We start from the raw sequence: 25,435 nt of genomic DNA, 5'->3' as shown, positions 1-25,435 counted from the left end.
CCCGGTTTTAACCGTGAGAACGCATGCAATATCACGTTTAGTTTCCCACGGTTAAAACCATGGGCTATGTTGGAAATACGGATAAAAATTACAGCATATAAGTTATATAAGTTCAATTAAGCTAAAACTTGAATTGATTTAAGATTTGTATGGTTAAAAATCTTTCAAAATAATTGTTTTAATCACCACCACAACCTCCACAAGAACTTCCACAGGAAGAACCGCAGGAACTCCCACACGAGCTTCCACCCGACGAGCCACCGGAACCTGAATCACCAGAAGTCGAATTGCTGAAATAATCACTGGAAGAATTTGGTGCTACAAAACCGGTTATTGGAATAAAAGCGGTTGAAAGCGCAGCAGTTCCATAAAGAAAATAGCTCCATTGCCAATCTCTTTCACTTTCTTTTCTATCTAAAATCGCCGCTTTAAAAGAAGCTGGTATGATGTCTACAAACAGTAAATTTAATAACTGATTTATATAATACATCGAAACCGCCAACAAAGGAAGCAATGCAATGGCTAAATAAACAATGGGTTTATCTCGCCAAATTCCCATAAATAGTCTGCTGAATCCAATACTTAATAAACCACCTAAAGTGACCATAGCAACAATTATCATATTGGTAAACTGTCTGGATGCTATAATTCTCTCTTTTATCCTGTCAATGGCTTTTTGCAGCTGTTCAAAAATAGGTTTCTGCCTCACGTTATAGCATAATTGTTTGTAAGGCATTGGCTCGAAATCCTTCATAATTTCTATCACGCAGTTTTCATATGGATTATCACCCAAATTTCCATTAATTAACTGTAATCTCTTATTCGCTAAAATTTGGATTTTATTATTCTCAATCAAATTATTGACTACACCGTGAATGACAGCATCTAAACTATTTTCCTTGAAATAAACCAATTCCAATGCGGTAAGGTTTTTTAAAATGACGTTTGCCTGTATTTTAGTATGCAAATCTTTAAGACCTTTTGTGACATACCATTTTACAAACAGAAATCCAGCTAAAAACAACAAAAGATATCCTATAATAAAATTAGGGTTGTTTATTCTTATCAGTATAAAAGAAATCAGGAAACAAACTGGAAAAGACAGTACGAATGTATATTTTAAAAAACCTTTACTAAGCTTTTTAATCTCATATTTACTTTTCTCCAGATTGAAAGAATCAAGTTCGTTACTATAATGCCAAACTTCTTGTGGCTGTGGTCCAAAATTAAGTTCGTAAAGTTCTTTTGTTCGCTCTTTTGCAATTTGAAACTTATCAAATTCAGATCGGCTATGTGTCGATGGAATATGCTCAATTCTCTTTCCTAAAAGTGAGCAAAAATCGGTATACGAATTTGTAAAAATTAGATGTTCATGCCAAACAATATCTACAATTTCAGAAGGCGAAACCATTTCGTTATTGGTCGCAGCCAGGAACATGAATTTTTTATATTCGACTATGGCGCTTTGAGTGAAATTAACAGTCCAATGATTTTCTAATGCCAGTCTTGTCGAAAATCCATATTGATCTTTTGGATGATCAAAACTAAATGCTAAAGCTTTTTCCCAAAGTGTTTTATTCATAAAATCACTTATATTTTAGTTATAAAAAATCAAGTTAAATCCAAAAATTTGTTTGATTAATCCCGAGCTAAAATAGTATTATTTCTTTCACAAAAAAACATGTTTACAAAAAATTAAACCATATAAGTTATATAAGTTCCATTAAGCTAAACTTAAAATTACTTATATAACTTATATGGTTCAAAAACTTTGTGCCTTTGCAACTTCGCGAGCAAAAATTAATTTACTTTAACTTCAATTGTCGAAGCTTTTAAATTGTCAGTTGTAGCTTTCAACTGAATTTTCTCTTTCTTCCCATTCGACTGAATAATCGCAATACATTTTCCATTAAACAATTTACAGGAATTCGCTTTAAACGAATCCAAATTCGCCTGATAACCGTTATCAACTCCAACTAATTTTCCTCCGCCGGAAACTTCGAAATTGATTAAATCCATAGCGTTTGGAAGCATATTTCCATCTTTGTCAACTAACGAAACGGTTACATAAACCAAATCGTACGTATCATTTTTAATCGTGGTTTTATCTGCTTTTAAATCAATTTTAGAAGCTTCTCCAGCCGTTTTGATTTCCTTTTCTAAAACTACTTTTCCATTCTTTCTGGAAATGGCTTTTAAAGTTCCCGGCTCGAATTTCACTTTCCAGGAAATGTGCAAATCATCATTTTTTTTGGATTTCTTTCCAAGAGATTTTCCGTTTAAGAAAAGCTCCACTTCATCGGCATTATTGTAATATGCCCAAACATCTACTTCCTGATCTTTTTTCCAGTTCCAATGTGGGAAAATATGCAGAACGTCTTTCTTCGACCATTCGCTTTGGTACATATAATAGACATCTTTTGGAAGTCCGGCCAAATCTACAATTCCGAAATACGAACTTCTCGCGGGATAAGGATAAGGATCTGGTTCTCCGATATAATCAAATCCTGTCCAGATAAAAGTTCCCGCCATAAAATCCTGTTTCTTGATCGTTTTCCAGTTTTCTTCGTGCGTCGCGCCCCAATACGATTTTACCTGATCGTAAGCTGAAACCGTCCAATCTGCATTTCCGTCAAACTTAGCGCCGTGTTTTGTGGGCCAGGCTTTAATTCCATCAGGTGCATCGTAATGTCCTCTGGTTTCCAAAGCCGACACACTTTCTGATGCTAATATCTTTTGCCCTTTAAATTTCGTTGGAAAATCTCTATAATCTTCATGTTTATAATTGAATCCCAAAAGATCTAAAGCGCCCGACTGATAAATAAAGTTTTTCTCAATTACATTTTCCGTCAAAGCGGAAGTTACAGGACGGGTTGTATCTAAAGATTTTACGATTTTAGCTAATTCTCTCGTTATTGCAATTCCGGTTGAATCGAATTGCTCACGGATTTCGTTACCAATACTCCACATCATAACCGATGGATGATTGCGGTCTCTTTTGATGAAATCTTCTAAGTCCTGTTTGTGCCAAGCATCCCAGTCTTTATGGTAATCGTTGGTCACTTTTTTCTTTTTCCAGACATCAAAAGCTTCGTCCTGAACAATGAACCCCATTTCGTCACACAATTGCATCATTTCCAAAGAATGCGGATTATGCGACATTCTGATCGCATTCACACCCATTTCTTTCATTAAAGTCAGTTTTCTGCGAACGGCGTGAATGTTTTCAACCGCACCCAAAGCGCCATTATCGTGATGGAGACAAACTCCATAAATCTTAGTTGGAACGCCGTTTAAAGAAAATCCTTTTTCAGCATCAAAATTGAAATAACGGAAACCTAAAGGAGTGTCGTAATTGTCTACAAGCTTCGATTTCTCGTACACTTTTGTAATTACTTTATACGAATACGGATTCTCTGTATTCCATAATTTCGGCTGTTTGACTTCCAGATTATGAACCTTTTTCTCAGAAGTTTTAGCACCAATTTTTTCTGTTGAAGTAAAAGTTGCAACCTCTTTATTATCTGCATTTACAATTGAAGTAATCAGTTTAAATTCTTTTGCAGAAGCATTATCATTATCAATCGTAACTTCCACATTTACTTTTGATTTTTCTGCCGAAACTTCCGGAGTTGTTACAAAAGTACCCCACTTCCCTACATGTAGTTTTTCGCTTGCTATTAATCGAACGTTTCTGTAAATACCAGAACCGGTGTACCAACGTGAATTCGGCTGTGCATCATTATCGACTTTTACTGCGATAGTATTCGATTTTCCAAATTGTAAATAGGACGTTAAATCATATCCAAAAGAAATATACCCGTTTGGACGCATTCCTAAAGAATGTCCGTTTATAAATACTTCACTGTTTTTAAAAACACCGTCAAATTCTATTGAAACCGTTTTGTTTTTCCAATCAGCCGGAACGGTAAAAACTTTGCGGTACCAGCCTTTTCCAGCAGGTAAAAATCCCTGTGCTTGTTTGGTTTTGCTGTCTTTATCAAAGGGCAATTCGATACTCCAATCGTGTGGTAATTGAAGCGTTCTCCAGTCTGATGCGTTGTAATTTGCATTAATTGCTTCTGGATAATCGCCTAATTTGAAGTTCCAGTTTTTATTGAAATCCTCTACAATTCTGGCTTTTTGTGCCATTATTGCTGTTGAGAATAGTATCAGAAATACAAATGTTACTTTTTTTATAATCATAATATCTATAAATAATCTTTTTAATTATCGAATTCCACAATCTTGTCATTTCGACCGAAGGGAGAATCACACGCGGGATTCCGCACAGCGAATCGCCAATCTTTATAGAGTTTCGAGTGTGATTTCTCCTTCGTCGAAATGACAAACTGAACCTTAATCCTTTTGTCGAGCTACTTGCGGAGATCCTTCGTTCCTCAGGATGACAAACTAAACGTGTTAACCTTTGGGTTAATTACTTTGCGTGGGCTTCGACTTCGCTCAGCCTGACAACCGAACCCAACAAAAAACTTTGAACCTTTGCGTCTTTGTGTCTTTGTGGCTAAATCAAATTATTGAAATTCAAAATTATCCAACATCAACCCCTTCAAATCATCTCCTTCCAAAGTGATTTTATAAGTCCCCGCGTTGATATAACCTCCTGATGTTGTGTTTAAAATTTTCCATTTTTCCGATGAAGGAAAAAATTCGATCGTGTCATTTCGCATTAAAATCCCGTACGCATCTTCCATTTTGAATTTTACTTTTAATGGCGTTTCATTTCGGTTCATAAAACGGAAACGCATTAGATAAATTCCCGCAACTCCTGGTTTTACTTCAAACTCGATACTGTTATTTGTCTTTTTTGTGAATTCAATATAATCGGCTTTTTTGAAATTTCCTTTTTCAATTCCCGTTCCTGTCGTCTTTGTTTTCTCAGCTTCTATGATAACAACGGGCCTAGAATCGTCTTTTTCGCCCATATCATAAGTTGGAACAACTGCAATCGAAATTGTCGTTTCTGAATTATCAAAAGCTACTTTTTCGCCTTTTTTTACTTTTTTAGTGAAAACATCAAAACTAGTTCCAGCGTTGTTTTTTGCTTTTTCTTCTATTTTTTTATAATCCGAAAGCCAGTTTAAAGACTTGATTTTATTATCAACTAAAACAAAAACAGTCGATTCTTCTTTTGCTTTGAATGAACCAGTTGCTTTTGAATCAGTCAAAAACTGAATAAAATCAGCACCAAAAACTTCTGAAGGTAATTCGGTAAATAGAACTTCTGAGTTTACGAATTGTTTTGAATTAATATCCAACCACGAAGCAATTTTAAAATCTCTGGAATCTAAACTTACATTCTGAATATTTCTTGCCGATTCCTCAGCTGGTCTTGCGTGATAATCTTTTGTCCCGATAGCGATTGCCGAAATAATCGCCTGTCCTGCTTTTACATTTGGAAATGAAATTTTGATTTTCCCTCCAACACTTTTTACTTTCAACGTTTTCTTTAAAGCATTATCGTGTCCGGCTTCTGCCCAAATATCAAAATCTTTCAAAATCACATTATCGTTAACTGCCACATCAAACAAACGCCAGCCTTTACAATCCATGCCACCGCCTGTTCCGTACCATGGTTCTATGAAATACAATTCGATTACATATTCCCCGTCCGGTGCAGGAAATTCATAACTTAATTTGTCCACTCCGTATCTGAAAGTCTGAAATAAAGTTTGGTCTTTTGTGCCGTTTACAAGATCAAAACTACTTCTTTGGCTGGCAAAAAAGTCCGGAAGTTTTTCGAAATTATCTGTCCACGATAAAGAACCCCAAGTATTTTTTCCGCTTTTGTGTGTATCAGTTAACCAGGTATTTCCGTTGCTGTCTGTAAATTCTGAACCACCGCAGTTTACTCGGTAAATATAGTTTAAACCACTTTTTGCTTTTAGAATATCGGTTTTATTTGGCGTTAAAACCTCTAAATTCGGCGCTTTCGGAAGAGTATTCAAAACAATATAATCTTTGGCAACAGCTTTTCCGTTTACATAACCCACAGCGTATAAAACATTGTATTGAACGTTTACATTATTAAACTGAAAATGATTTCCGATTCCCGGATTTTTCAATTTTCCTAATGAAGTTTTATTGACATCATTAAACAATTCTACTTCTTCACAATTCGAGTAAATATCGATTCCGTTTTTGATTCCTGCACTTTCCCAACGACTTGGCCAGGTATGCGAAACAATATACACCATGGGATTGGTTTTGTTCGAAACATAATTGGCGCGGTACATATAATACGCATCCAGCGGTTCGCCCCAAATCGTAAAAAGTCCTTTGTAATTTACGGGTCCGACCTTGTCAATATCTCTAAATCCTTCTCCGTTTTGTACGCGTCCCGGATTTTCATGTGAAGCAAAAAGCCAGTTGAATTGTCCCGCAATTTTATCACGAACCGATTCGGCTTCGCGGACTTTAATTTCCATTAATTGAGAAAAACGGTTTTCGCTCAACGTTCCTTTTTGATCAAATTCGCCTTCGGTATGCAAATCTGCCGAACGCCACGCACCGTATTCGCCATTTAATAACTGCGTTGTCATTTCTAAATGATACTTTAGCGGATCTCCCCCGTAGGTTCCGGACCAGTTTTGTACGACATTCCAATCGGTTCCTTCTCCTCCGTTGCAAGTTGTTACAATTCTCTGTTTATCGGATAACGGATCCATTTCACGAATGATTTTGGTGCATTCTTCTGCAAATTCTTTCGGAATTGTACTTTCATTCTGCAAGCCCCACATTACAACCGACGGACTGTTTCTGCGTTCCTTAATCCATTCGCGTAAAAGCGTTTTAAAATTTTCTTTGAATTCCGGTGTATCGTACCAGATATGTGCCGAAAACTGACTCCAAAACAGAATTCCGTTTTCGTCTAATGCTGCCTGATATAATAAATTATGGGGCTGATGCGCTTCTCTGAAAGCATTAAATCCAGCCGTTTTTATTTGTTCAATTCGGGCATGAATTTGTTCGTCTGAAAAGGCGTGACTGTTTCCAATTTGATGTTCGTACTCACAAACTCCATTTATAAAAACAGGTTCATCGTTAATGAAAAATCGATTGTCTTTTCCGTCACGACTTACCGGCCAGCTTACCCAGCGGATTCCATAAGGCGTTGTTAATTGATCTATTATTTTTCCGTTTTCGTAAATTGAGGTTACCAATTTGTATAAATATGGATGGGATGGCGACCATAATTTCGGATTTTGAATTTCCGGTAAAGTCAACGCGACTTCTTTCTTCTCTCCAGAATTGTATTTGATTTGATTTTTAATGCTTGAAACTTTCTTTCCTGAAGCATCAAAAAGAATATTTTCTAAGATTAGATTTCGGTCTGAAGTCCCGTAATTTCTGATTTCTGTTGTGGTATGAAGAATTGCTTTTTGTTTAGAAACCGATTTATCATTCCACACATGAATGCCAAAAGGTTCGATTCTGATATCGTTTGTAATCACTAAAGAAACAGGTCTGAAAATCCCCATTGGCTGAGAACCTTCTGAAAATCCCCATTCTCCCGAACAGCCTCCGCAAACCCACGGAAGATCAGCAATAAAAGAAGGATGTGAAACTTTTACTAAAATCTTATTTTCCTTATGAAAAGAAACGGCTTTGGTAATCTCTAAAGTGAAAGTGGTTCTTCCGCCTTTGTGCTGACCTACTTTTTTGCCGTTTACCCAAACATCTGCGTACGAACTTACGCCTTCAAAAAAAAGGAAAAGTTTTTTGCCAATGGCAGATTTATCAAGTTTTAAAGTTTTTTTGTACCAGGCGGTACCGTGCAAATTTCCATGTTTTGTTCTTCTAAAGCCATAATACTGATCCCAATTGTGAGGCACACTTACCTTGTTCCAATTGGAATCAGTTTTTGGATTTTCTACAAAATCTTCTTCTTTCAGCGGAAGATTATCCAACATTATGGTTTCCCAGGATGAATTCAGCGAAATTTCTTTACGAACTGAACTTTTACTCTGACTCCAAACAAAGTAAAAACCTGAGAAAAAACAAAAAATAAAAAAAACTATTTTCTTCATATTTTTAAACCATATAAGTGATTATAAGGTTGTTTTTTGGTTTATTATACAACGCCTTTACTCGGCTTTTTTGTCATTTCGACGAAGGAGAAATCACACTCGGGATTCGACAAAGATTGTCTCTACTTTGCGGAGCTTCTAGTGTGATTTCTCCTTCGTCGAAATGACAAGATTGTGTTATTAAACCTGACGGCTTTTGAAAACCCGTCAGGTTTAATGCAATCTTGGTTCGCGTGAGGGATGGCAGTGGAGCTCTTTTTTGGGGCAATTTTTGCTCCGCCTGTTCGCTTACGCTCGGGTCTTTGCCTCAAAAAAAGCGGGAACGTACAGCCCGACCCGGAGGGACACGCCCAAAATACTATTATTTTAATAGAATAACCAGTCTACTGCTGCTTTTTCTCCTGCATCTATATACCCAACATCGCGAGTTGTAATGGTTTGATCTGCATCGATGAAACCTAAAATTAATACTTTTCCTTTTCCTAAATCGAGTTTGTTTTCACCCGGCTGAAAAGTATAGGTATGAATGTTTACACGTGGCAGTTCTTTCAAATTCATGGCACTTGCCAAAATCACTTCGGCCTGACCGTGGGCGTTTCCTGCAGCATCGGTTTCTAAACTTGGCGGTAATAAAAATCTCTTTTGGTCTGAATTGAAATAACCTACAACCAGTTTTACGGCTTTGTTATTTCTGAATTTCAAATGTGTTCCTTTTTCGTTCTGATCGTTTTCTACAAACGAGAATCCTTTTAGGTTCTGGAGTTCGGGAGCAATTTTTGTTAGTTCTGAAATATCGGTTCCATAAACTTTTGTTCCGGTTTTAACCAAATACGTTCCCGGTTTTTCGTCGATGAAAGTGACTTCTGCCGTTTTCCACGGTTTTCCTTCTTTACTTTCTATTTTACCATCTTTAGAAGATTTCAGTTTTTCTAAATTTCTTTTAAAATTCGCCAACTCACGTTCGTAATGCGGTAACAATTCAGCCCAAGTCTTGTTGTTTCCGTCGTCTCCTCCAATCGGGATTCGGCGTTGCGCGGTCTGCATACTATTGGCGTACCAATAAGTATCTTTGGTTAAATTTACCAATAATTCATAATGTTTGATGCTTTCTTCCAAATGTGGCATCGCTTTATCCAGATCTGAAATGTCATTAGAATAACTGTATCTCAAAACCAGTAACGCTGCTTTTACTTTCTCTGAAAAGAAATCGGCGAAAGCTTTGTAACAATGTACATCGTTTTTAAGACGTAAAAATTCTTCTTTGTCTTTGGTTACACTTGCTTCGGCTTTGTCGATAGCTTCAACGGCCAATCTGCCGTGTTCTGTAATTTCAGCAATAATCTGCGTTGGAAGTTCCCCAGAATGGGGTTCTTTGTTCCATTCTTTTTTGGCATATTCTAAAAGTAATTCTCCCGGAGGTCCGCACGATTCGTGGAATCCCGGATACACTCTCCATTTTGCCGGATTTACCAACTGACTTTCAAACATACCTAATAATAAGGTTTGACGGTTTCCTTCAGTAATTCCGAAACGTCTTAATGTTTTTGGAGCGATTTCTCCTGTTTCTTCGTAGGCTTTTAAAATATTATTAGCAGCTTCCTGATCTGTTCCGTATTTTGTCGCTAAATCATTATCCCAATATTTAACTTCTGCGTTTCGGTCTCTTTTACTGTCCCAGGCATATCTTGCCCAGGCCTTGTACCAGATCCAGTCGCGATCCATCTCCAGCAGTCTTTCGCCAGTTTTGGTTTTATCGGCAGAATAAGGCCAATCCCAATACGATGCCTGCGGGTATAAATGTAATGCATTGGCGCCGTGAACGCTGTGCATTGCTTTTACGGTTTTCTGGATAAAATCTGGTGATCCGTATCTGAAAGGCTCTAAATTGGCCAAAATATGAACGTTCTCAATATGAATCGATTTTAACGAACTCAATTGCTTGTGTGTTTCACCCCAAGGTCCGCCTGGCGTATAAGTCGTCAGCGATTCTCCTGTATATTTGCTTTCGGTGTACAGATTTTTGTATAACGGGAGCGATTTCTCCATAACCAAAGGTCCGTCTGTATCGTGAGAACGTAAAATAATTGGCGGTTCATCTGTTTTTCCTAAGGCTTGTAAACCGTCGCGAACACCCGGAATTATGGTTTTGGTAAACCATTCTACGTCGTCATCCACAGTATTGATCGCTTCTCCGAGACAAACCATTAAACCTACATTTGGATATTTTTCGATAAACGCAGCAATTGACTTTCGTGTATAATCGGAAAGTAAAGGCGTAATTGGTCGCGAACGATCTTGTGTTTTTATGTTGTAATGTTCTGCAAAAGGTTTAGAAACGATGATATTGTAAAACATTTGGATTACCCAAATTCCTCTTTTATTGGCTTCTACGGTTAAGAATTTATAAACTTCTTCGTTTTTTTTGAAATCCTCGTCGCTTACTTCTACCGCAAACGGATATTCTTTTAGTTTGACTAAAGAAGCAAAAGGATGACCGTTCCATAGATACAAAGAATTCATTCTATTGTCTACCATCATATCCAAATACTTAATCCATAAAGCTTTATCATAAAACCACGGAAAAGTTTCTGGTGTATAAGGATATTCGTAAACGTCACGACCCGGAAGATAAACCGGTTTCTGCATTCCGATACAGGCGCCGCGCAAAACCATTTCGGGACTGTCATCAATATTAATTTCGGAAGGAACTTTACCTGAGGATTTGATTCGCTCTGCTAATTCCAAAGCACCATACAACGCTCCAGTCGCATCTGTTCCTTCAATAAAAATGGTATTATTTTGTGTACGAATCTGAAATCCTTCTTTTTTACTTAATTTACTGTCATCGATTTTGGCACTTTTGGTGTTTTTTTTCCAGAAATCTGTTCCTTTTTCGCCGATTACAATTACTTGTTCTTTTGACTTTTTAAACTTGTCAGATGGACTAACTTTGAATCCTTTTGAAGTTAGGGTTTCTGCTAATTTCTCTGCACCAAACTTTGCTCTTGGCGCATTTGCATCACTTACAATAGTGATATTTTGCGCTGTTGCGAAAGTGACGTAAAAACTAAAAAAAAGTAAACTTAGGTATTTCATTGTATTTTGTTTTTATTCTTGGCAATCTTACCTCGTTCTATTTGTCATTTCGACGAAGGAGAAATCTCCGCAAGTAACTCCGCAAACTAAATCGACAATCTTTGTGGAGTTAATTGCGGAGATCCCTCGTTCCTCGGGATGACAAAAATGAGAGAAAGCTCTATTATTTTAATTCTGAAAAATCTTTTTCAAATAAGCCACATTTGCTCCGTAATTGGCTTTTACATTATGTACTTGTGTTACATCTCTTGAACGCTCCACAATTAACCATCCGCTCCATTTCATTTCGTCCAGCGTTTGTTTGATTTTTGGCATGTCGATCGCCGGATCATTTTCTAACCAGAATTTATCGGTGTTGGAAGCGTGAATCTGTGCTAAATGTTTTTTGCCTAAAATTTTTAATTCAGCCGAAATGTCTCTTCCGTTATCAACTGCATTCGCAAAATTGAACGAACTTTTAATGTATTTGGAACCTATTTCTTCTAAAAGTTTTTTCTCGTCTGTAGCATTTAGTGACGTTTCAATAGCAATTACACCGCCAATTTTACCGACTTGTTTTCCTGCCCATTTTAATCGTTCAATAATAATTGGGCGTAATTCGGGATTTTTAGTCAAATCACTTTCTGTGCCTAATGGTAAATACGCGACTTTTACTTTCATGTTTTTCATCGCTGTCACACAATCGTTTATCATAGGCTCGATGGTTTCTCTTTTGGCAAAAGACTGCGCATAAAACCCTGACATTGCAATAGAACTGATTCCGACATTTACTTCTTTAGATTTATCCAGAAACCTTTGTCTTTCTACGGGATCTCCTAGTTTGCTGTCAAAGGTTGGTCGCTTTCCTAAACCGCCCATATCCAGTTCGATTCCGTCTGCTTTTATATCAGACGCAAGTCCAAACGCACCTAATTTTTGTCTTTTTAAAATCATCCAGTCGCAAACCGCCACTTTGTATTGGTGCTTGTTTTTTGATGCCTGAGCCGTTGCACAGCTGTTGAATGTTGTCGATAAAACAACAAGTAGTGCAATTAATAAGTGTTTTTTATATATCATGGGTATATTTTTTTGCCACGAATTACACTAATTACACTAATTTTTTAAATAATAATTCGTGAAAATTTGTGGAATTCGTGGCGAATAATTTCTTTACTCTTCTTCTGCTTTTACAGCTGTTACGACTTTGTTTTCATCGCCAGGCCAGATTCCGTTTTTGATTGGAAGTGCTTTTAATTTGCTCGGATCAACTTTTACATATTTCAGTTTTTCTCTTCTCCACGTATATACAATATGCACCATTCCGTCAGCACTTTGAATCATCGACGGATAAGAATACTGACTGATTTTTGAATCTTCTAAAACCAAAGCGGCGTTCCAATTAATTCCGTCTTTCGAAACCGAAACATTCAAAGGCGTTCTTGGCCCTTTTGCTTCTTTTCCCGGAGGCAGGACGTGATTGTAAACCAATAAATGTCTGCCGTCTTTAAGTGTAACGGCATCTGTTCCTGAGTTGTTATTTGGAAGTCCAATTAACTCAACATCCGACCAGGTTTTTCCGTTATCTTTTGAAAAGGTGCTGAAAATAGCGCGGTTTCTGGTTCTTCCGATCGCCTGAATACTTCCATCTTTATGAAATAAAATACTTGGCTGAATCGCATTGATTTTCTGTTTTCCTCTTGAAAGCGTATCGCCCATTACCCATGTTTTCCCGAAGTCTGGTGTAGATTCCATTCGAAGTCTCCAGCCATCGCCTTCTATACTTGACGGACAAAGTAAAGTTCCGTTGCTTAATAAAACAGGTTTGTTTTTGATTGGCCCTAAGAAACCGTCTGGCATTTTTTTAGCTTCAGACCATGTTTTTCCGCCATCAGATGAAGTTCTGATTACACCCCACCATTCTGATGGTTTAGGGCCGATTTTATAAAATAACATTAAATCGCCACCCGGAATTTGATACAAAACCGGATTCCAGGTTGGTAATCTCGGTCCGTCTTTCATCACTCCGTCAGCTACTTGTATACCTTCGTTCCATTTATCACTTCCTTTTGGTTTGATTGCCACATAAATACAAACGTCCGGATGTCTTTCTTTAGTACCTCCAAACCAGGAGGCTACAAGATCACCATTGGTTGCTTCTACGATAGTTACGGCGTGGCAAGACGGATAAGGGGCTTTATCATAGATAAACTGATCTACTAAAATGCCTTCTTTCCAGGTTTTCTTTTCTAAAGCCGATTTACAGCTTCCTAAAAGAAATAAACTAAACAGGATAAATGTTACTTTGAAAATCTTCATTCTTAGGTTTTATTTTTGAATTACAATTTCTGATATTAAATGCATTCTCAATAATTTTTTACACAAAATTATTTATTAAGTGTAAAAATGACACTAATTTTTTAAATATCTATCCTGTACTGTCCCGAATTAACAGAAAAGCAGATTATTTAACATTTAAAACATAAGTTCCTGACGGAAGTGTAAGTACAAGATTACCTTTTTCTGTTTTAAATGTATTTGAAGTCTTGTGTAGTTTTTGATTATTGATAGTAACTTTAGAAGCATTTTCTGTGGGAAGATAAACAACCGCAGTCGTATTGGCAGGAATCGTAATATTCCACGACAAAGAATTTTTGCTCTTTTTCCAGTTACTTTTAATTAATCCGTAAATAGACTCGTAAGAAGTATTCACGTAAGTTAATCCGGCATTAAAATCGGGTTTCATGATAATTTCTTTGAAACCTGGAGTTTCTGGATTGCTTTTTATTCCGGCCATATTTTCGTAATACCAAATCAGTAAATCACCCAAAAGCATGACATGGTTTTGCGAATTCATTTTTGGATCTGCCGTGTTACCGTTCCATAATTCCCAAATCGTAGTGGCGCCGTTTTTCGCCATATATCCCCAACTCGGATAGGTATTGTTGGACGCCAGTTTATAAGACAAATCAGGTCGCCCGAACTGCGATAAAGTCCGCATTAAAAACTGCGTTCCGATCACACCTGTACTGATGTGACCTTTGTATGTAACTTCAACTTCATAAACAATATTTTCAAAAACTTTATCTTCCAGATTCTCCGGAACCATTCCGAAAGTCAATGGTAAAAGATTTGCTGTTACCGTATTATTGGCGTAGTTATTTGTTTTTAAATTGAAAAACTTAGCATTAAATGCTGATTTTATTCTTTGTGAGAGTCCTTCATAATATTGAATATCTTCATTTCCAGAATCATTAATTGTGGCAAATTTTTTCATTTTTTGCAATAAATGATAATAGAATGCACTCGCAATCAATTCGCCGTTTGTTGTTCTGGCTGAATCTTTAGAATGAATCAACTCCAGAGATTCCGGTGGAACGCACCAATCGCCGTATTTGTCTTTGGTCATTAAATCCTTAACCAAATAATTTTTCTCCATATACACCACCCATTTTTTCATTGATGGATAGTGTTTTTCGATTACTTTTTTATCTGCAAATTGCTGATACAACATATCGGCAACTGTAATATACGTTCCCGGCCAGGTCACATTATCCCCGTAATAACGCCAGAAAGCCGGCGCAACATCCGGAATTCCGCCATCTGCCGTCTGTGCATTTTTAATATCGTCCAGCCATTTTGCATATAAAGTCTGATTGTTAAAAATAAAACTCTCGCCGTAAGCACCCGTAGTACGATCACCCAACCAAGGCTGGCGCTCATTTCTTTGCGGACAGTCAATCGGCATTCCTTTATAATTCCCTCTGATTCCCCAATAGGCATTTTTGAAGATCTGGTTCATCGTCGCATCAGAAGATTCAAAAGTTCCCGTTGTTTTGATGTCGTCATAAACTACTTTTCCAACAAAATTATCTAATGTTGGTTTTGACGGAAATCCTGTAACTTCTACAAATCGAAATCCGTGGAAAATAAATCTTGGTTCCCAAACTTCTTCGCCTTCTCCTTTTAAAATATAATGATCTGTCGTTCTCGCATCGCGCAGATTATCAATATATAAAGAACCATCGGCCTGCAAAGATTCAGCAAACTTCAAAGTGATTTTGTCACCGCTTTTTCCTTTTACTTTCAATTGTAACCAGCCTACCATGTTCTGGCCCATATCCAGAATATAAGTTCCGCGTGGCGTTTTCTTCATGGAAATTGGCTTTACTTCTCCCATTATTTTCATATTCGGAGTCATCTGAGCTTCATAAAAACCGCCCGGTTCCTGAACATATTCGGCGCTTAACCAATTTTTATCATCATAATTTACAGTATTCCAGTTTTTTAATTCTTTGCGTGCATCATAATCTTCGCCATCGTATTCATTATTAGATAAAATCGGTCCATTTGTAGTAACTTTCCAAGTATCGTCTGTACGAATTACGTCTTTGCTGCCATCTGTATATTCTACAAACAATTGCAAAGCCATTTTTGGATAACCAAAAGTCTTGATTTTATAAGGTTTATAATCCTGACGCATAGTAAAAAAACGGCCATTTCCAAGAATAGTTCCCAGCATATTTTTGCCTTCTTTCAATTGCGAAGTCACATCAAAAACATTGTATTTTACATTCTTGGTGTAATCTGTAGGAACGGGTGCTAAAACCTGATTTCCAATTTTATTTCCGTTAATATACAATTCGTACATGCCTAAACCCATTAAATATACTTTCGCACTCTTAATTTGTTTTTTAAGGTTGATTTCTTTTCTTAAATATCTTGCCGATAATCTCGAATATTGCGAAATACTATCTCCCGGCGAAGCTTTTTCATAACCAATCCAACGCGTCGATTTCCAGTCGGCATAATTTAAAATTCCCATACTGAAAAATGCTTTTTCAGTAGATTGAATTTCTCCTTTATTCGTCCAGATTTTTACTTTCCAAAAAGCATTTTGTCTGTTTTCTAAAGTTTTTCCATTGTAAATAATATTGACAGATTCGTTGCTTTCTATTTTTCCACTGTCCCATAGATCGGCATTATTCGCGTTTAAATTTTCTTGAGTCGAAGCAATAATAATCTGATAAGCGGTTTGTTTTACATCGTTTACATTTGCATCAATCTGCCAGCTTAATCGCGGTTGCAAAACATCAATACCTTCCGGATTGTTCATCATTTCGCATTGCAGATTGTTTACACTGATTTTGTTTTGGGCTTTCGCCGAAAATGCAGACAATGTGATGATTAATGTAAGGTGTAAAAACTTTTTCATGGTATTATTTTTTGTTTCTCGCAGATTTTACAGATTGAGCAGATTTTTTTATTTCTTTAAAGTAAAAATCCCTTAAATCTGCAAGAGTAAATTTATTCTCATTTTTGTCATTTCGACGAAAGGAGAAATCACACGCGGGATTCTACAAAGATTGGCTCACTTTGTGGAGTTTCTAGTGCGATTTCTCCTTTCGTCGAAATGACAAACTGGACGATTAATATATGATTCTATTCAGAAATCACACGCTCCAACTTCTCAGAAACCGCAATTTCTTTTCCGTTTTTAAAAACCCTAAATCCTTTTCCTTTATGATATTTCTCTCCGGTTTTATCCCAAAGAATCGTAATAATATTGCCATGATACAAAACATTATCCAGACAAAACCAATCCCATTTTTCCGGCGGAATCAACGGATTTACCTCAATTTTTTCATCCTCTCTCGGGCGTAAACCAACCAAACCGGTAATCACCAAATCATTAAAAGTCGAATGATTATAATAACGGCTTCTTTCTCTGTCGCCCATTAACCAATAGCCTGTAGTTTCGTCCAGATATTCGCCAAGATAAGGTTTTCCTCTATAATACTGCGACTGCACATACAATTCCATTTGTTTGAAATAATCAGGTTTTGCCACAAAATCCTGATTGTAATTGTTCAAAACATTGGCCATTGCGGTCAAAGTCTGCGAACTTGCAAAAGGCCAGATTGCCCCGTCCCACTCGCAGGTTCCGGTTCCGTGAGTTCTAAAACGCGGACTTCTTCTTTCTGCCGTTGTTAATCCAAACGGAGCCGAAAATCCTTTTTCATCCTTCACCTGCTCCCAGGCTTTTTCAAAACCTTTATCTTTTTGAGGCAGATTAAAATACCACGGAATAAATCCAATCGCTTCTCTCACCTGTGCTAATGTATCTTTTTCTGTGAAAGTTTCAAAAAACTCAGATTTTTTATTCCACAATTTCGTTTCCACTAAGTTCTGAAGCGTATCGGCTTTTGCAGTAAAATAATTTTCTTTTGCCGTATCGCCTTTTAGTTTTGCCATTTTAGACAGCGCCACCGCATTTCCAAACATATAACTGTTAATTGTTGGGCGCGCATTTCTAAACTTTCTCGCACCGCTCAACGATTCTTCCATACCGTCTTTTACGTCAAATTGCCAGAATAAACCGTCTTTACGTTTTCTGTCGCCTTCCCAAGCTGCATATTCATTAACCAAATCCGGATACATATTCAGTAAAAACTTGTCATCTTTATTTACTAAATATCTGTTGTATAATGCATCAGCTGTCCAAGAACTAAACGTTCTGAGTTTCTTCATTGGCTTTCCATCATTTCCTCTAAACCATAAATGAACGTCCTGCTCAATATATTTAGGATCATGAACCCAGCGGAATTCATTAATATGATGTCCCAAAGCACAACTGATCATATTGTATTTATCGGCATAAGAACGATCTACCAAAAACTCCGTGATCGCAAATCCCTGCGGTGTATTTTTGATATGTTTACGAACGCTCCACCAACGGAAATAATAGATTTCCTCAAAATTCTGCTGTGGACATTCAAACAACGGAATATTCTTTTCCATCCAGCTCCACGCGCTGTCATTCGGAATCGCAAATTTTAAATTCTCGTCTTCCATCGTGTTGAAATAATCAACATAATGTTTGAAGTTATTTTCTTTTAAAACAACCGATTTCCCTTTATTTGAAACATTCGCACCTGATTTACAACTGCTGTTTAAACAAGCAATTATAATTGAAAGGGTTACTATTTTATGTTTGAGATTTGTTAACATTATTTTTTATTTATTATATAATTCTGCAACTAGTTTGTCATTTCGACCGAAGGGAGAAATCGCACTAGAAGCTCCGCAACAATATTTGACATTCTTTATGGTCACGCGTGTGATTTCTCCCTTCGGTCGAAATGACAAAACGAGACGTTATATTTCCTTATATCACTTATATGGTTCAAAAAAATTATTTCCCAGTAAAAGTATAAGTCTGCCCTGCTTTCATATTCACATCGTAAATATTGTAATTCGGTAAAACGACCTTCTTCAATTTAGCTTCGCTAGAAATAATCGGTTTCTTCACTTCCACATCATAAAACAAAACATTTGCATTTTTACCTTTTGCCTTTTTGATAGAAGAACCACTCAGCGTATTTTGCACTTTCAATCGGCAGTTTCCACCTAATTTAGAATAAATTTTCAAAGTTGAAACTTTATTATTTTTCCACGTCATATCGATTACGAAACCGCCTCTCGCAACCAAACCTTTTATACTTCCGTCTTTCCAAACCGTGGGTAAAGCCGGCAATAAATGAATCGCATCTTCCTGACTCTGCATCAGCATTTCGGCGATTCCGGCCGTACAGCCAAAGTTTCCATCAATCTGGAAAGGCTGGTGCGCATCTAACATATTCGGATACGTTCCGCCTCCTTTTCTCTGATCTGCCGTTACCAAATGCAACTGATCCTGAATCAGTTTATATGCGTGATTTCCGTCTAATAATCTCGCCCATAAATTCACTTTCCATCCCATTGACCAGCCTGTAGATTCGTCTGTTCTGTAAATCAAAGATTGTTTCGCAGCTTCAAATAATTCCGGTGTTTTGATTGGCGAAATCTGATTACTCGGATACAAGCCGTACAAATGCGAAACGTGTCTGTGGTTATCTTTTGGATTATCCCAATCTTCCTGCCATTCCTGTAACTGATTGTATTTTCCCACTTTCATCGGAGCCATTTTTGCTAAGGCATTCTGTACTTTTTTAGTAAAATCAGCATCTGGAGCAACCAGTTTTGAAGCCTCAATAACATGTGTAAATAAATCAAAAACCAACTGATTGTCCATCGTAGTTCCCGATGCAATAGTGGCTTTTCCTGTTCCTCCTGCATGCGTATTCTCTGGCGAACTTGACGGAACTACAACCAAATATTTTGTATTTGGATCGATGATCATAAAATCTAAAAAGAAACTTGCCGCACCTTTCATAATCGGATAAATTTCTTCTAAATATTTTTTATCACCCGTATATAAATATCTTTCCCATAAATCCTGACAAACCCAGGCGCCACCCGTTGGCCACATTCCAGACGCAGCAGAATCTACCGGAGCCGTTACACGCCAAATATCTGTATTATGATGTAAAACCCAACCGTTTGCATTGTACATGGTTTTTGCAGTTATGGCGCCCGTTATACTTAATTCTTTCGCCATTTGCAAAAACGGTTCGTGCATTTCCTGTAGATTCGTTACTTGTGCCGGCCAGTAATTCATTTCGGCATTGATGTTTGTGGTGTATTTACTATCCCACGGCGGAGTCACCATATCGTTCCAGATTCCTTGTAAATTGGCCGGCTGTCCGCCCGGTTGTGAACTTGAAATCAATAAGTAACGTCCAAACTGGAAATACAATGAAGCTAATTGTGGATCAAATTCTTTAGAGAAATCACGGATTCTTTCGTTTGTTGGTTTCTTTGCATTTTCATTTGTTCCTAAATCCAACGCAACCCTGTTGAAGAATTTTTGGTAATATGCTGTATGCGCCGTTTTTATTTCGTCGAAACTTTTTGGTAAAGCCTGCTCTAAATACGATTTGCTTTTCGCAATTTCGTCACCCGAAATGTCTTGATAGTTTTTAAAATTGGTTGCAATTGAAATGTATAAAGTAACTTCATCGGCTTTATCAATACTTAAAACGCCGTTGCTGGCGCTAATTTCGCCGCCTTTATTTTTAGCGGTAAGCCTTCCCTGAAATTTCACTTTTCCTTTTACATTTTCAAAATTTGTCCCTAATCCGGAAAGTATAATTTGGTTTCCTTCTGTTGAAGCAACGGTTTTATCAATCGGACTGTTCATAAAAACATTACACGTAATTTGTCCCGGTTTGCTTGCCGAAAGTTTTACTGCAATTACCTGATCGGCAAATGCTGTAATAATTTCACGCGTAAATTCCACTCCATTTACTGTGTACTTTACTTTCGCGGAAGCGTTACTTATATCTAAATCCCTATAATAATTAGAATATTTCTGATGCCCAGGAAACGAAATATACACGCTTCCAAAAGTCTGATACGGCATTCCGTCATTGGTCTGCGACATAATATCCTCCGTCGCCAAATCCTGCGCTTCATCAAATTTTCCATCAAATATTAACTGACGAACGATCGGCAAAGCTTTGATTGACTTAGTATGCGCATTACTGTTCGGAGAACCTGCCCAAATGGTTTCTTCATTCAATTGTAAACGTTCGACTGCCGGATCGCCGAATACCATTGCACCCAATCGTCCGTTGCCTAATGGCAAAGCTTCGTTCCAGATTGAAGCTGGTTTATCGTACCATAATTTCAGGTCGTTTTGCGCTGTTGCTGTAAGCGAAAAAATTCCCAGACAGATTACCGTTATTTTACTTTTTAACTTCATGTTTATATTTTTTTTTGCCACGAATTTCACGAATGGCACTAATTTCTTTTTTAATTTTTATTTCAATTTCTCTAATTTTTTGCCACTCTCGATAGCTATCGGGAGTGGCAAAAAAAAATTAGTGCAATTCGTGTAATTCGTGGCTATTTTTTAGTTTCATAAACCTTCAGATTTTTTTCTCCGAACATTTCATATAATTTGTCGATATCTTTCAAAGCATTTTTGGGTAAATTTTCTGCTTTATTTCCAAAAACATATAATTTGTCATAAGGTTCAATCACACAAGTCGATTCGTCGATTTCGCCTTTTGCATTTTTGACTTTATTCAAATCTAATCCTAAATATTTCGCCATAAACGGATACATTGCCATACGTTTTGAAACGCCGTAATCGTGTCCTTCTTTTCCAAAATGAGCATTTTCTACCAAATCTTTTTTACCGTACAATTCATACGTTCTTTGAATGAAAGGAAATTCCAACTCCGGAACTGCCAATGTCCAGTCTTTTCCATCTGAAACAATTAGTTGTGGTTTTGGCGCCATCATTGCTGAAATTTCTGCATTGTTTGTTCCGTTTCCGCAAAGGTGAATTCCGCGTCCGCTTTCGCACGGACAACCGCCTGAGAAATGAGATGAAACCATTACCACTGGAGCCGTAACTTTTACTCTGTCATCGATTGCTCCTAAAAACATAGTGTGTGAACCTCCGCCAGAACCGCCCGTAACACCAACTCTAGACATGTCCGCATTTTTTACAGTCGATAAATAATCTAATAATCGAATTCCGCTTAAAACCTGAACTGTTGATGCAATGCTGTTTCTGTGTGTTTGTTCTGGAAACTGAAGCAATGATTCTCCCCAGGCAAACAAATCATAACTTACTACAATAGCCCCCATTTTGGCTAAAATGGCACAACGATACTGCTCGTCTTTTCTATATCTTCCGTCACCGAAATGTCCGTCCGGTGTTAAGATTACAGCCGATTTTTTATTTAACGGATACGGTTTGTAAATCGATCCTGTAACATAAACTCCCGGAAGAATTTCTAACCCAATATTTTCAATACTGTAATCTTTATAAATTCTCTTAGGAGTTAAAAGTGGCTTAGATTTTGGCATTGGGGGAGCCTTGTCTAGACCAAATGAGGTTATCATACATGCTTTTAACTCCTTTTTACGTTTCTCCCATTCGTCTGTGGTTGAATATTGGCTTTCTAAATAAAACAAGCGCTCTTTTCCTTTATCAACTGAAACTTTATGGTTTTCATATTTACGAATAATGTAGGTTCCGTCGGGTTGTTTAAAATACATCAATTCAAACGGCGCCAGAATATTGGTCAGCGAAACCGCCAGATTTCCCGGTTCAATTCTCCAGTCTGCATAATCCAGTTCTTTTCCTTTTAGTAAACCTCTGTCATCGTTGATGGTAATATTAAAAATAGTTCCAATTTTTTGAATGGTTTCTGAAACCGGTTTTCTAAAATTTTCATCAGAAGTAATCTGCGCATTTGAAATGGTCAATGCGAAAATTGAAAGTAAGATTGTGTATTTTATTTTTTTCATTTTATTTCAAAATTGTTTTTGAATTGCCTCCTGCTTTAGCTGGAGGAAACAAATTGATTTTTAATATTGGCTTTAGCCTAACTTATTTATTTGGCTAAAGCCCTCTGACTTTGTCTATTTATAACCTCCAGTTAAAACTGGAGGCAATTGATTTTTTATTTGATAATTGCTATGAACTAAGGACTACTAACTAAGAACTCATAACTTACACTCAATTGTATATTTTCCGGAACCAAATTCTAAACTTGGTTTCTTTCCATCAAAACCTGTTCTTACCACTTTTTTATTAATTCTAATTTCAGAATTTTTAGCAACTGGTAATTTTATGGTTGCCGAAGTATTCACCGGAATTTCGACCTCCAAAATAAATTTCCCGTCTTTCTTTTCCCAGGAAGAAACGATTTTCCCGTAAACCGAGTGATATTCCGCTTTCGCGAAAGTCATATCGCCTACTACTTCCGGCTGAATAAAGAAATGTTTGAATGCCGGTTTTTCGGGATCTGCATTAATTCCGGCCAGACTTTGATAAAACCATTCCTCAATTTGTCCCATCATAAAATGATTGTATGAGTTTCCTTTTCTCGGATCCCATTGTTCGGTCAAAGTTGTGACGCCATATTTAATCTGAAAACCGTAACCCGGCGCATCATAATGATTGTTCATTTTAAACATCGTTTCGTTTTCGCCATTTCGTGCCAAAGCCTGAAATAAGTAACGGTTTCCAACATCGCCCGTTGTTAATCGGTCGCCTTTTGCTTTGATATCGGCAATCAGATTTTGCATTACCGCTTCCTTAAATTGCGGTTCTACAATTTCCATAAAAACTGGAACGGCATTACTAAACTGGCTGTTTGTGCCGTATTGTTTCGTTTCCTTATTGAAAAATTCCTCATTAAAAGCTTTTTTAATCTCAGAAGTTAAGTTTTCATACTTCTCGATATCTTCTGTTTTATTAAACAATTTAGCTGCTTTTGCGACCAAACTGGCTCCATAATAAAAATGAGAAGTTGCCGAAAGCGCAATCGGACTATTTTTTGAATATCCAGCGGGATGTGTTCCGTAATCGTACCAATCGCCCAATCCGTGAGAAACGATGTGATTTTTAGACCTTGATTCTAAATAATCGACATAGTTTTTCATTACCGGATAATATTTTTCAATTAAAGACGCATCACCATAATATTCATAATACATCCAAGGCAGGATTACACCCGTTACACCCCATTCCGGAGAATCGGTAAAATCGCCTCCAAAAACCACATATTCCGGAACGATTGTCGGAATTAAACCGTTTTCTCTCTGCGAATCTGAAATGTTCTGCATTGTCGCCGGAATGAAATTTTCCAGATTATAATTAAATAGTAATCCGGGTCCGTTTAAGTGAATTTCTTCCAGCCAGCCCAATTTTTCTCGTTGCGGACAATCGGTAAAAACACTCTGAAAATTACTTTTTATAGCATTATTTATAATCTCATGGGTTTTGTTAAAAAGTTCATTTGAACAAACAAAACTTCCTGCTTCTCCTGCGGAATTATAAATAAAATTTGATTTCAAATCTAATATTGTCGGCAGACTTTTATCTTTTGTTTCCTTATAATTAATGTTTTCTATTTGAATAAATTGAAAGCCGTAATAACTGAATTTTGGTGTCCATTCTTCTGTTCCGTTACCTTTTAAAGTATAATCGTAATAATGAGGCTTACCCGATTTTCCCTGTCCGACAGTTCCGTCTTCATTTAAACTTTCTCCAACCCAGACACGAACCGTCTGTCCTTTTTTTCCTTCAACTTTTATCGTTGGAAATCCAGAAAGATTCTGTCCCATATCAAACACAAAAAAATTCGGTTTCAGCTCTTTCGAAGTCTTCACTTCATATTGTTTCTGAATCGTAATTGGTGTTGCCGTCTGAGGTCTTAAAGTTCCTTTTGGTGCTTCCTGAATCACTACTTTATTCCAGCCTGAATCTTTGAAACCTTTTCTGTTCCAGTTTTTTTTCTCTAGATTGGCATTGTAATCTTCTCCGCCAAAAATACTGTTATATGTAATTGGACTTTTGCTGTATTTCCAGCTTCCATCTGATTTTATAATTTCTTGTGAACCGTCTTTGTAAACGACTTTCATTTTAAAAAATAAAGTCGGCGGACCAAAACTCACGAAGAATTTGGTATATCTTTCAGCAAGCGTATTGTACATTCCGTTTCCTAAAAGTACGCCAATTACGTTATCTCCTTTTTGAAGTTCTTTCGCAGTTAACTCGTATGTATTGTAATTAACTGTTTTATCGTAATCTGTCCACAAAGGTGCAAATTGGCTGTTTCCAACTTTTTTTCCGTTGATCGTCAATTCATAATGTCCTAATCCTGAAATATAAACAACGGCTTCTTTAATTTCTTTTTTTAGTTCGAAAGGTTTACGCAACATAATACTTCTGCGCGAAAGGGAATCGGATGCATTGATAATCGCATCTTTCTTTTCTCTTTTGTAAGTGGCACTGTGAAAGTTTCTTCCTTCCGGCAAATGACTGTCCGCTTTTGTAATCGCGCCAATCCAAATGGGGTTTAATTCTGATTCTAAAGGAGCGGTTCTAAAAAAAGCATTTTTACTCCATTTTGACATTTCGCCTTCCTGATTCCAAACTTTCACTTTCCAGAAATATTTGGTTTCATTTTTTAATGGACTTCCGCCATAAGAAATCTGAAGGTTTTTGTTCGAATTTATTCTTCCGCTGTCCCAAATATCGCCAAAGTCTTCTTTTAGTTTTTCCTCAGAAGAACCAACCAAAATTTGATAGCCAATTTGCGACGAATTAGATTCTTTTGAAACCAACTGCCAGCTTAATCTCGGCTGATTCTGAACAACTGTTAATGGATTTTCCGCCATTTCTGCCGTCAAATTCACAGGCAGAATTTGTCCATTCGAAATGAAAGTGACTAATAAGCTAATTGCTAATAATATGTTTTTAAAAAACTTCACTATATGATTTTTTTTTCGCCACGAATTCACGAATTAACTCTAATTTTTCTTTGTGTTTTATTTCTCTAATTTATACCTAAAATATTAATCTGATTAATAAGTGAAATCATTTCAATTTTGGGAAATAAATT

11 protein-coding genes are annotated in these 25,435 nt (G+C 36.9%); all 11 read right to left on the bottom strand.

Going from position 1 to position 25,435, the window contains the following annotated elements:
- Nucleotides 1–178: 178 nt before the first annotated feature.
- Nucleotides 179–1,582 carry a glycine-rich domain-containing protein gene (locus ABEB31_RS15225; protein ID WP_347052490.1) on the bottom strand — a complete coding sequence of 468 codons (1,404 nt, stop codon included), beginning with the start codon at nt 1,580–1,582 and terminating at the stop codon, nt 179–181.
- Between the two features lie 218 nt (nt 1,583–1,800).
- Nucleotides 1,801–4,152: a glycoside hydrolase family 2 TIM barrel-domain containing protein gene (locus ABEB31_RS15220; protein WP_347052489.1), complete on the bottom strand. Its 2,352-nt coding sequence runs from the start codon at nt 4,150–4,152 to the stop codon at nt 1,801–1,803.
- 383 nt (nt 4,153–4,535) lie between these two features.
- Entirely contained in the window at nt 4,536–8,051 is a 3,516-nt protein-coding gene (locus tag ABEB31_RS15215) for a malectin domain-containing carbohydrate-binding protein (RefSeq protein WP_347052488.1), read from the bottom strand.
- A 366-nt stretch (nt 8,052–8,417) separates the two neighbouring features.
- Entirely contained in the window at nt 8,418–11,147 is a 2,730-nt protein-coding gene (locus tag ABEB31_RS15210) for an alpha-d-galacturonidase (protein ID WP_347052487.1), read from the bottom strand.
- Nucleotides 11,148–11,315: 168 nt separating this feature from the next.
- A complete protein-coding gene (locus tag ABEB31_RS15205; RefSeq protein ID WP_347052486.1) occupies nt 11,316–12,203 on the bottom strand; it encodes a sugar phosphate isomerase/epimerase family protein in 888 nt (295 codons plus the stop codon).
- Nucleotides 12,204–12,296: 93 nt separating this feature from the next.
- On the bottom strand, nt 12,297–13,442 hold the full coding sequence (locus ABEB31_RS15200; RefSeq protein WP_347052485.1) for a sialidase family protein: 1,146 nt from the start codon (nt 13,440–13,442) through the stop codon (nt 12,297–12,299).
- A gap of 145 nt (nt 13,443–13,587) precedes the next feature.
- Nucleotides 13,588–16,338, bottom strand: a complete 2,751-nt coding sequence (locus tag ABEB31_RS15195; protein ID WP_347052484.1) for a glycoside hydrolase family 78 protein — start codon at nt 16,336–16,338, stop codon at nt 13,588–13,590.
- A 227-nt stretch (nt 16,339–16,565) separates the two neighbouring features.
- A complete protein-coding gene (locus ABEB31_RS15190) occupies nt 16,566–18,134 on the bottom strand; it encodes an MGH1-like glycoside hydrolase domain-containing protein (RefSeq protein ID WP_347052483.1) in 1,569 nt (522 codons plus the stop codon).
- A 184-nt stretch (nt 18,135–18,318) separates the two neighbouring features.
- On the bottom strand, nt 18,319–20,769 hold the full coding sequence (locus ABEB31_RS15185) for a glycoside hydrolase family 95 protein (protein ID WP_347052482.1): 2,451 nt from the start codon (nt 20,767–20,769) through the stop codon (nt 18,319–18,321).
- A 143-nt stretch (nt 20,770–20,912) separates the two neighbouring features.
- Nucleotides 20,913–22,331, bottom strand: coding sequence for an acetylxylan esterase (locus ABEB31_RS15180; protein WP_347052481.1), 1,419 nt, complete (start codon nt 22,329–22,331; stop codon nt 20,913–20,915).
- Nucleotides 22,332–22,529: 198 nt separating this feature from the next.
- Nucleotides 22,530–25,304, bottom strand: coding sequence for a glycoside hydrolase family 78 protein (locus ABEB31_RS15175; protein WP_347052480.1), 2,775 nt, complete (start codon nt 25,302–25,304; stop codon nt 22,530–22,532).
- Between the last annotated feature and the right edge of the window lie 131 nt (nt 25,305–25,435).

Origin of the sequence: Flavobacterium olei (genome assembly GCF_039749035.1) — a bacterium.
GTDB classification, from domain to species: Bacteria; Bacteroidota; Bacteroidia; order Flavobacteriales; family Flavobacteriaceae; genus Flavobacterium; species Flavobacterium olei.
The sequence above is the reverse complement of the archived record's forward strand: the minus strand, read 5'-3'. Positions and strand labels throughout refer to the sequence as shown.

Coding starts and splice junctions, on each gene's coding strand:
- ABEB31_RS15225 (WP_347052490.1), bottom strand. CDS start 1,582: ATGAATAAAACACTTTGGGAAAAAGCTTTAGCATTTAGTTTTGATCAT.
- ABEB31_RS15220 (WP_347052489.1), bottom strand. CDS start 4,152: ATGGCACAAAAAGCCAGAATTGTAGAGGATTTCAATAAAAACTGGAAC.
- ABEB31_RS15215 (WP_347052488.1), bottom strand. CDS start 8,051: ATGAAGAAAATAGTTTTTTTTATTTTTTGTTTTTTCTCAGGTTTTTAC.
- ABEB31_RS15210 (WP_347052487.1), bottom strand. CDS start 11,147: ATGAAATACCTAAGTTTACTTTTTTTTAGTTTTTACGTCACTTTCGCA.
- ABEB31_RS15205 (WP_347052486.1), bottom strand. CDS start 12,203: ATGATATATAAAAAACACTTATTAATTGCACTACTTGTTGTTTTATCG.
- ABEB31_RS15200 (WP_347052485.1), bottom strand. CDS start 13,442: ATGAAGATTTTCAAAGTAACATTTATCCTGTTTAGTTTATTTCTTTTA.
- ABEB31_RS15195 (WP_347052484.1), bottom strand. CDS start 16,338: ATGAAAAAGTTTTTACACCTTACATTAATCATCACATTGTCTGCATTT.
- ABEB31_RS15190 (WP_347052483.1), bottom strand. CDS start 18,134: ATGTTAACAAATCTCAAACATAAAATAGTAACCCTTTCAATTATAATT.
- ABEB31_RS15185 (WP_347052482.1), bottom strand. CDS start 20,769: ATGAAGTTAAAAAGTAAAATAACGGTAATCTGTCTGGGAATTTTTTCG.
- ABEB31_RS15180 (WP_347052481.1), bottom strand. CDS start 22,331: ATGAAAAAAATAAAATACACAATCTTACTTTCAATTTTCGCATTGACC.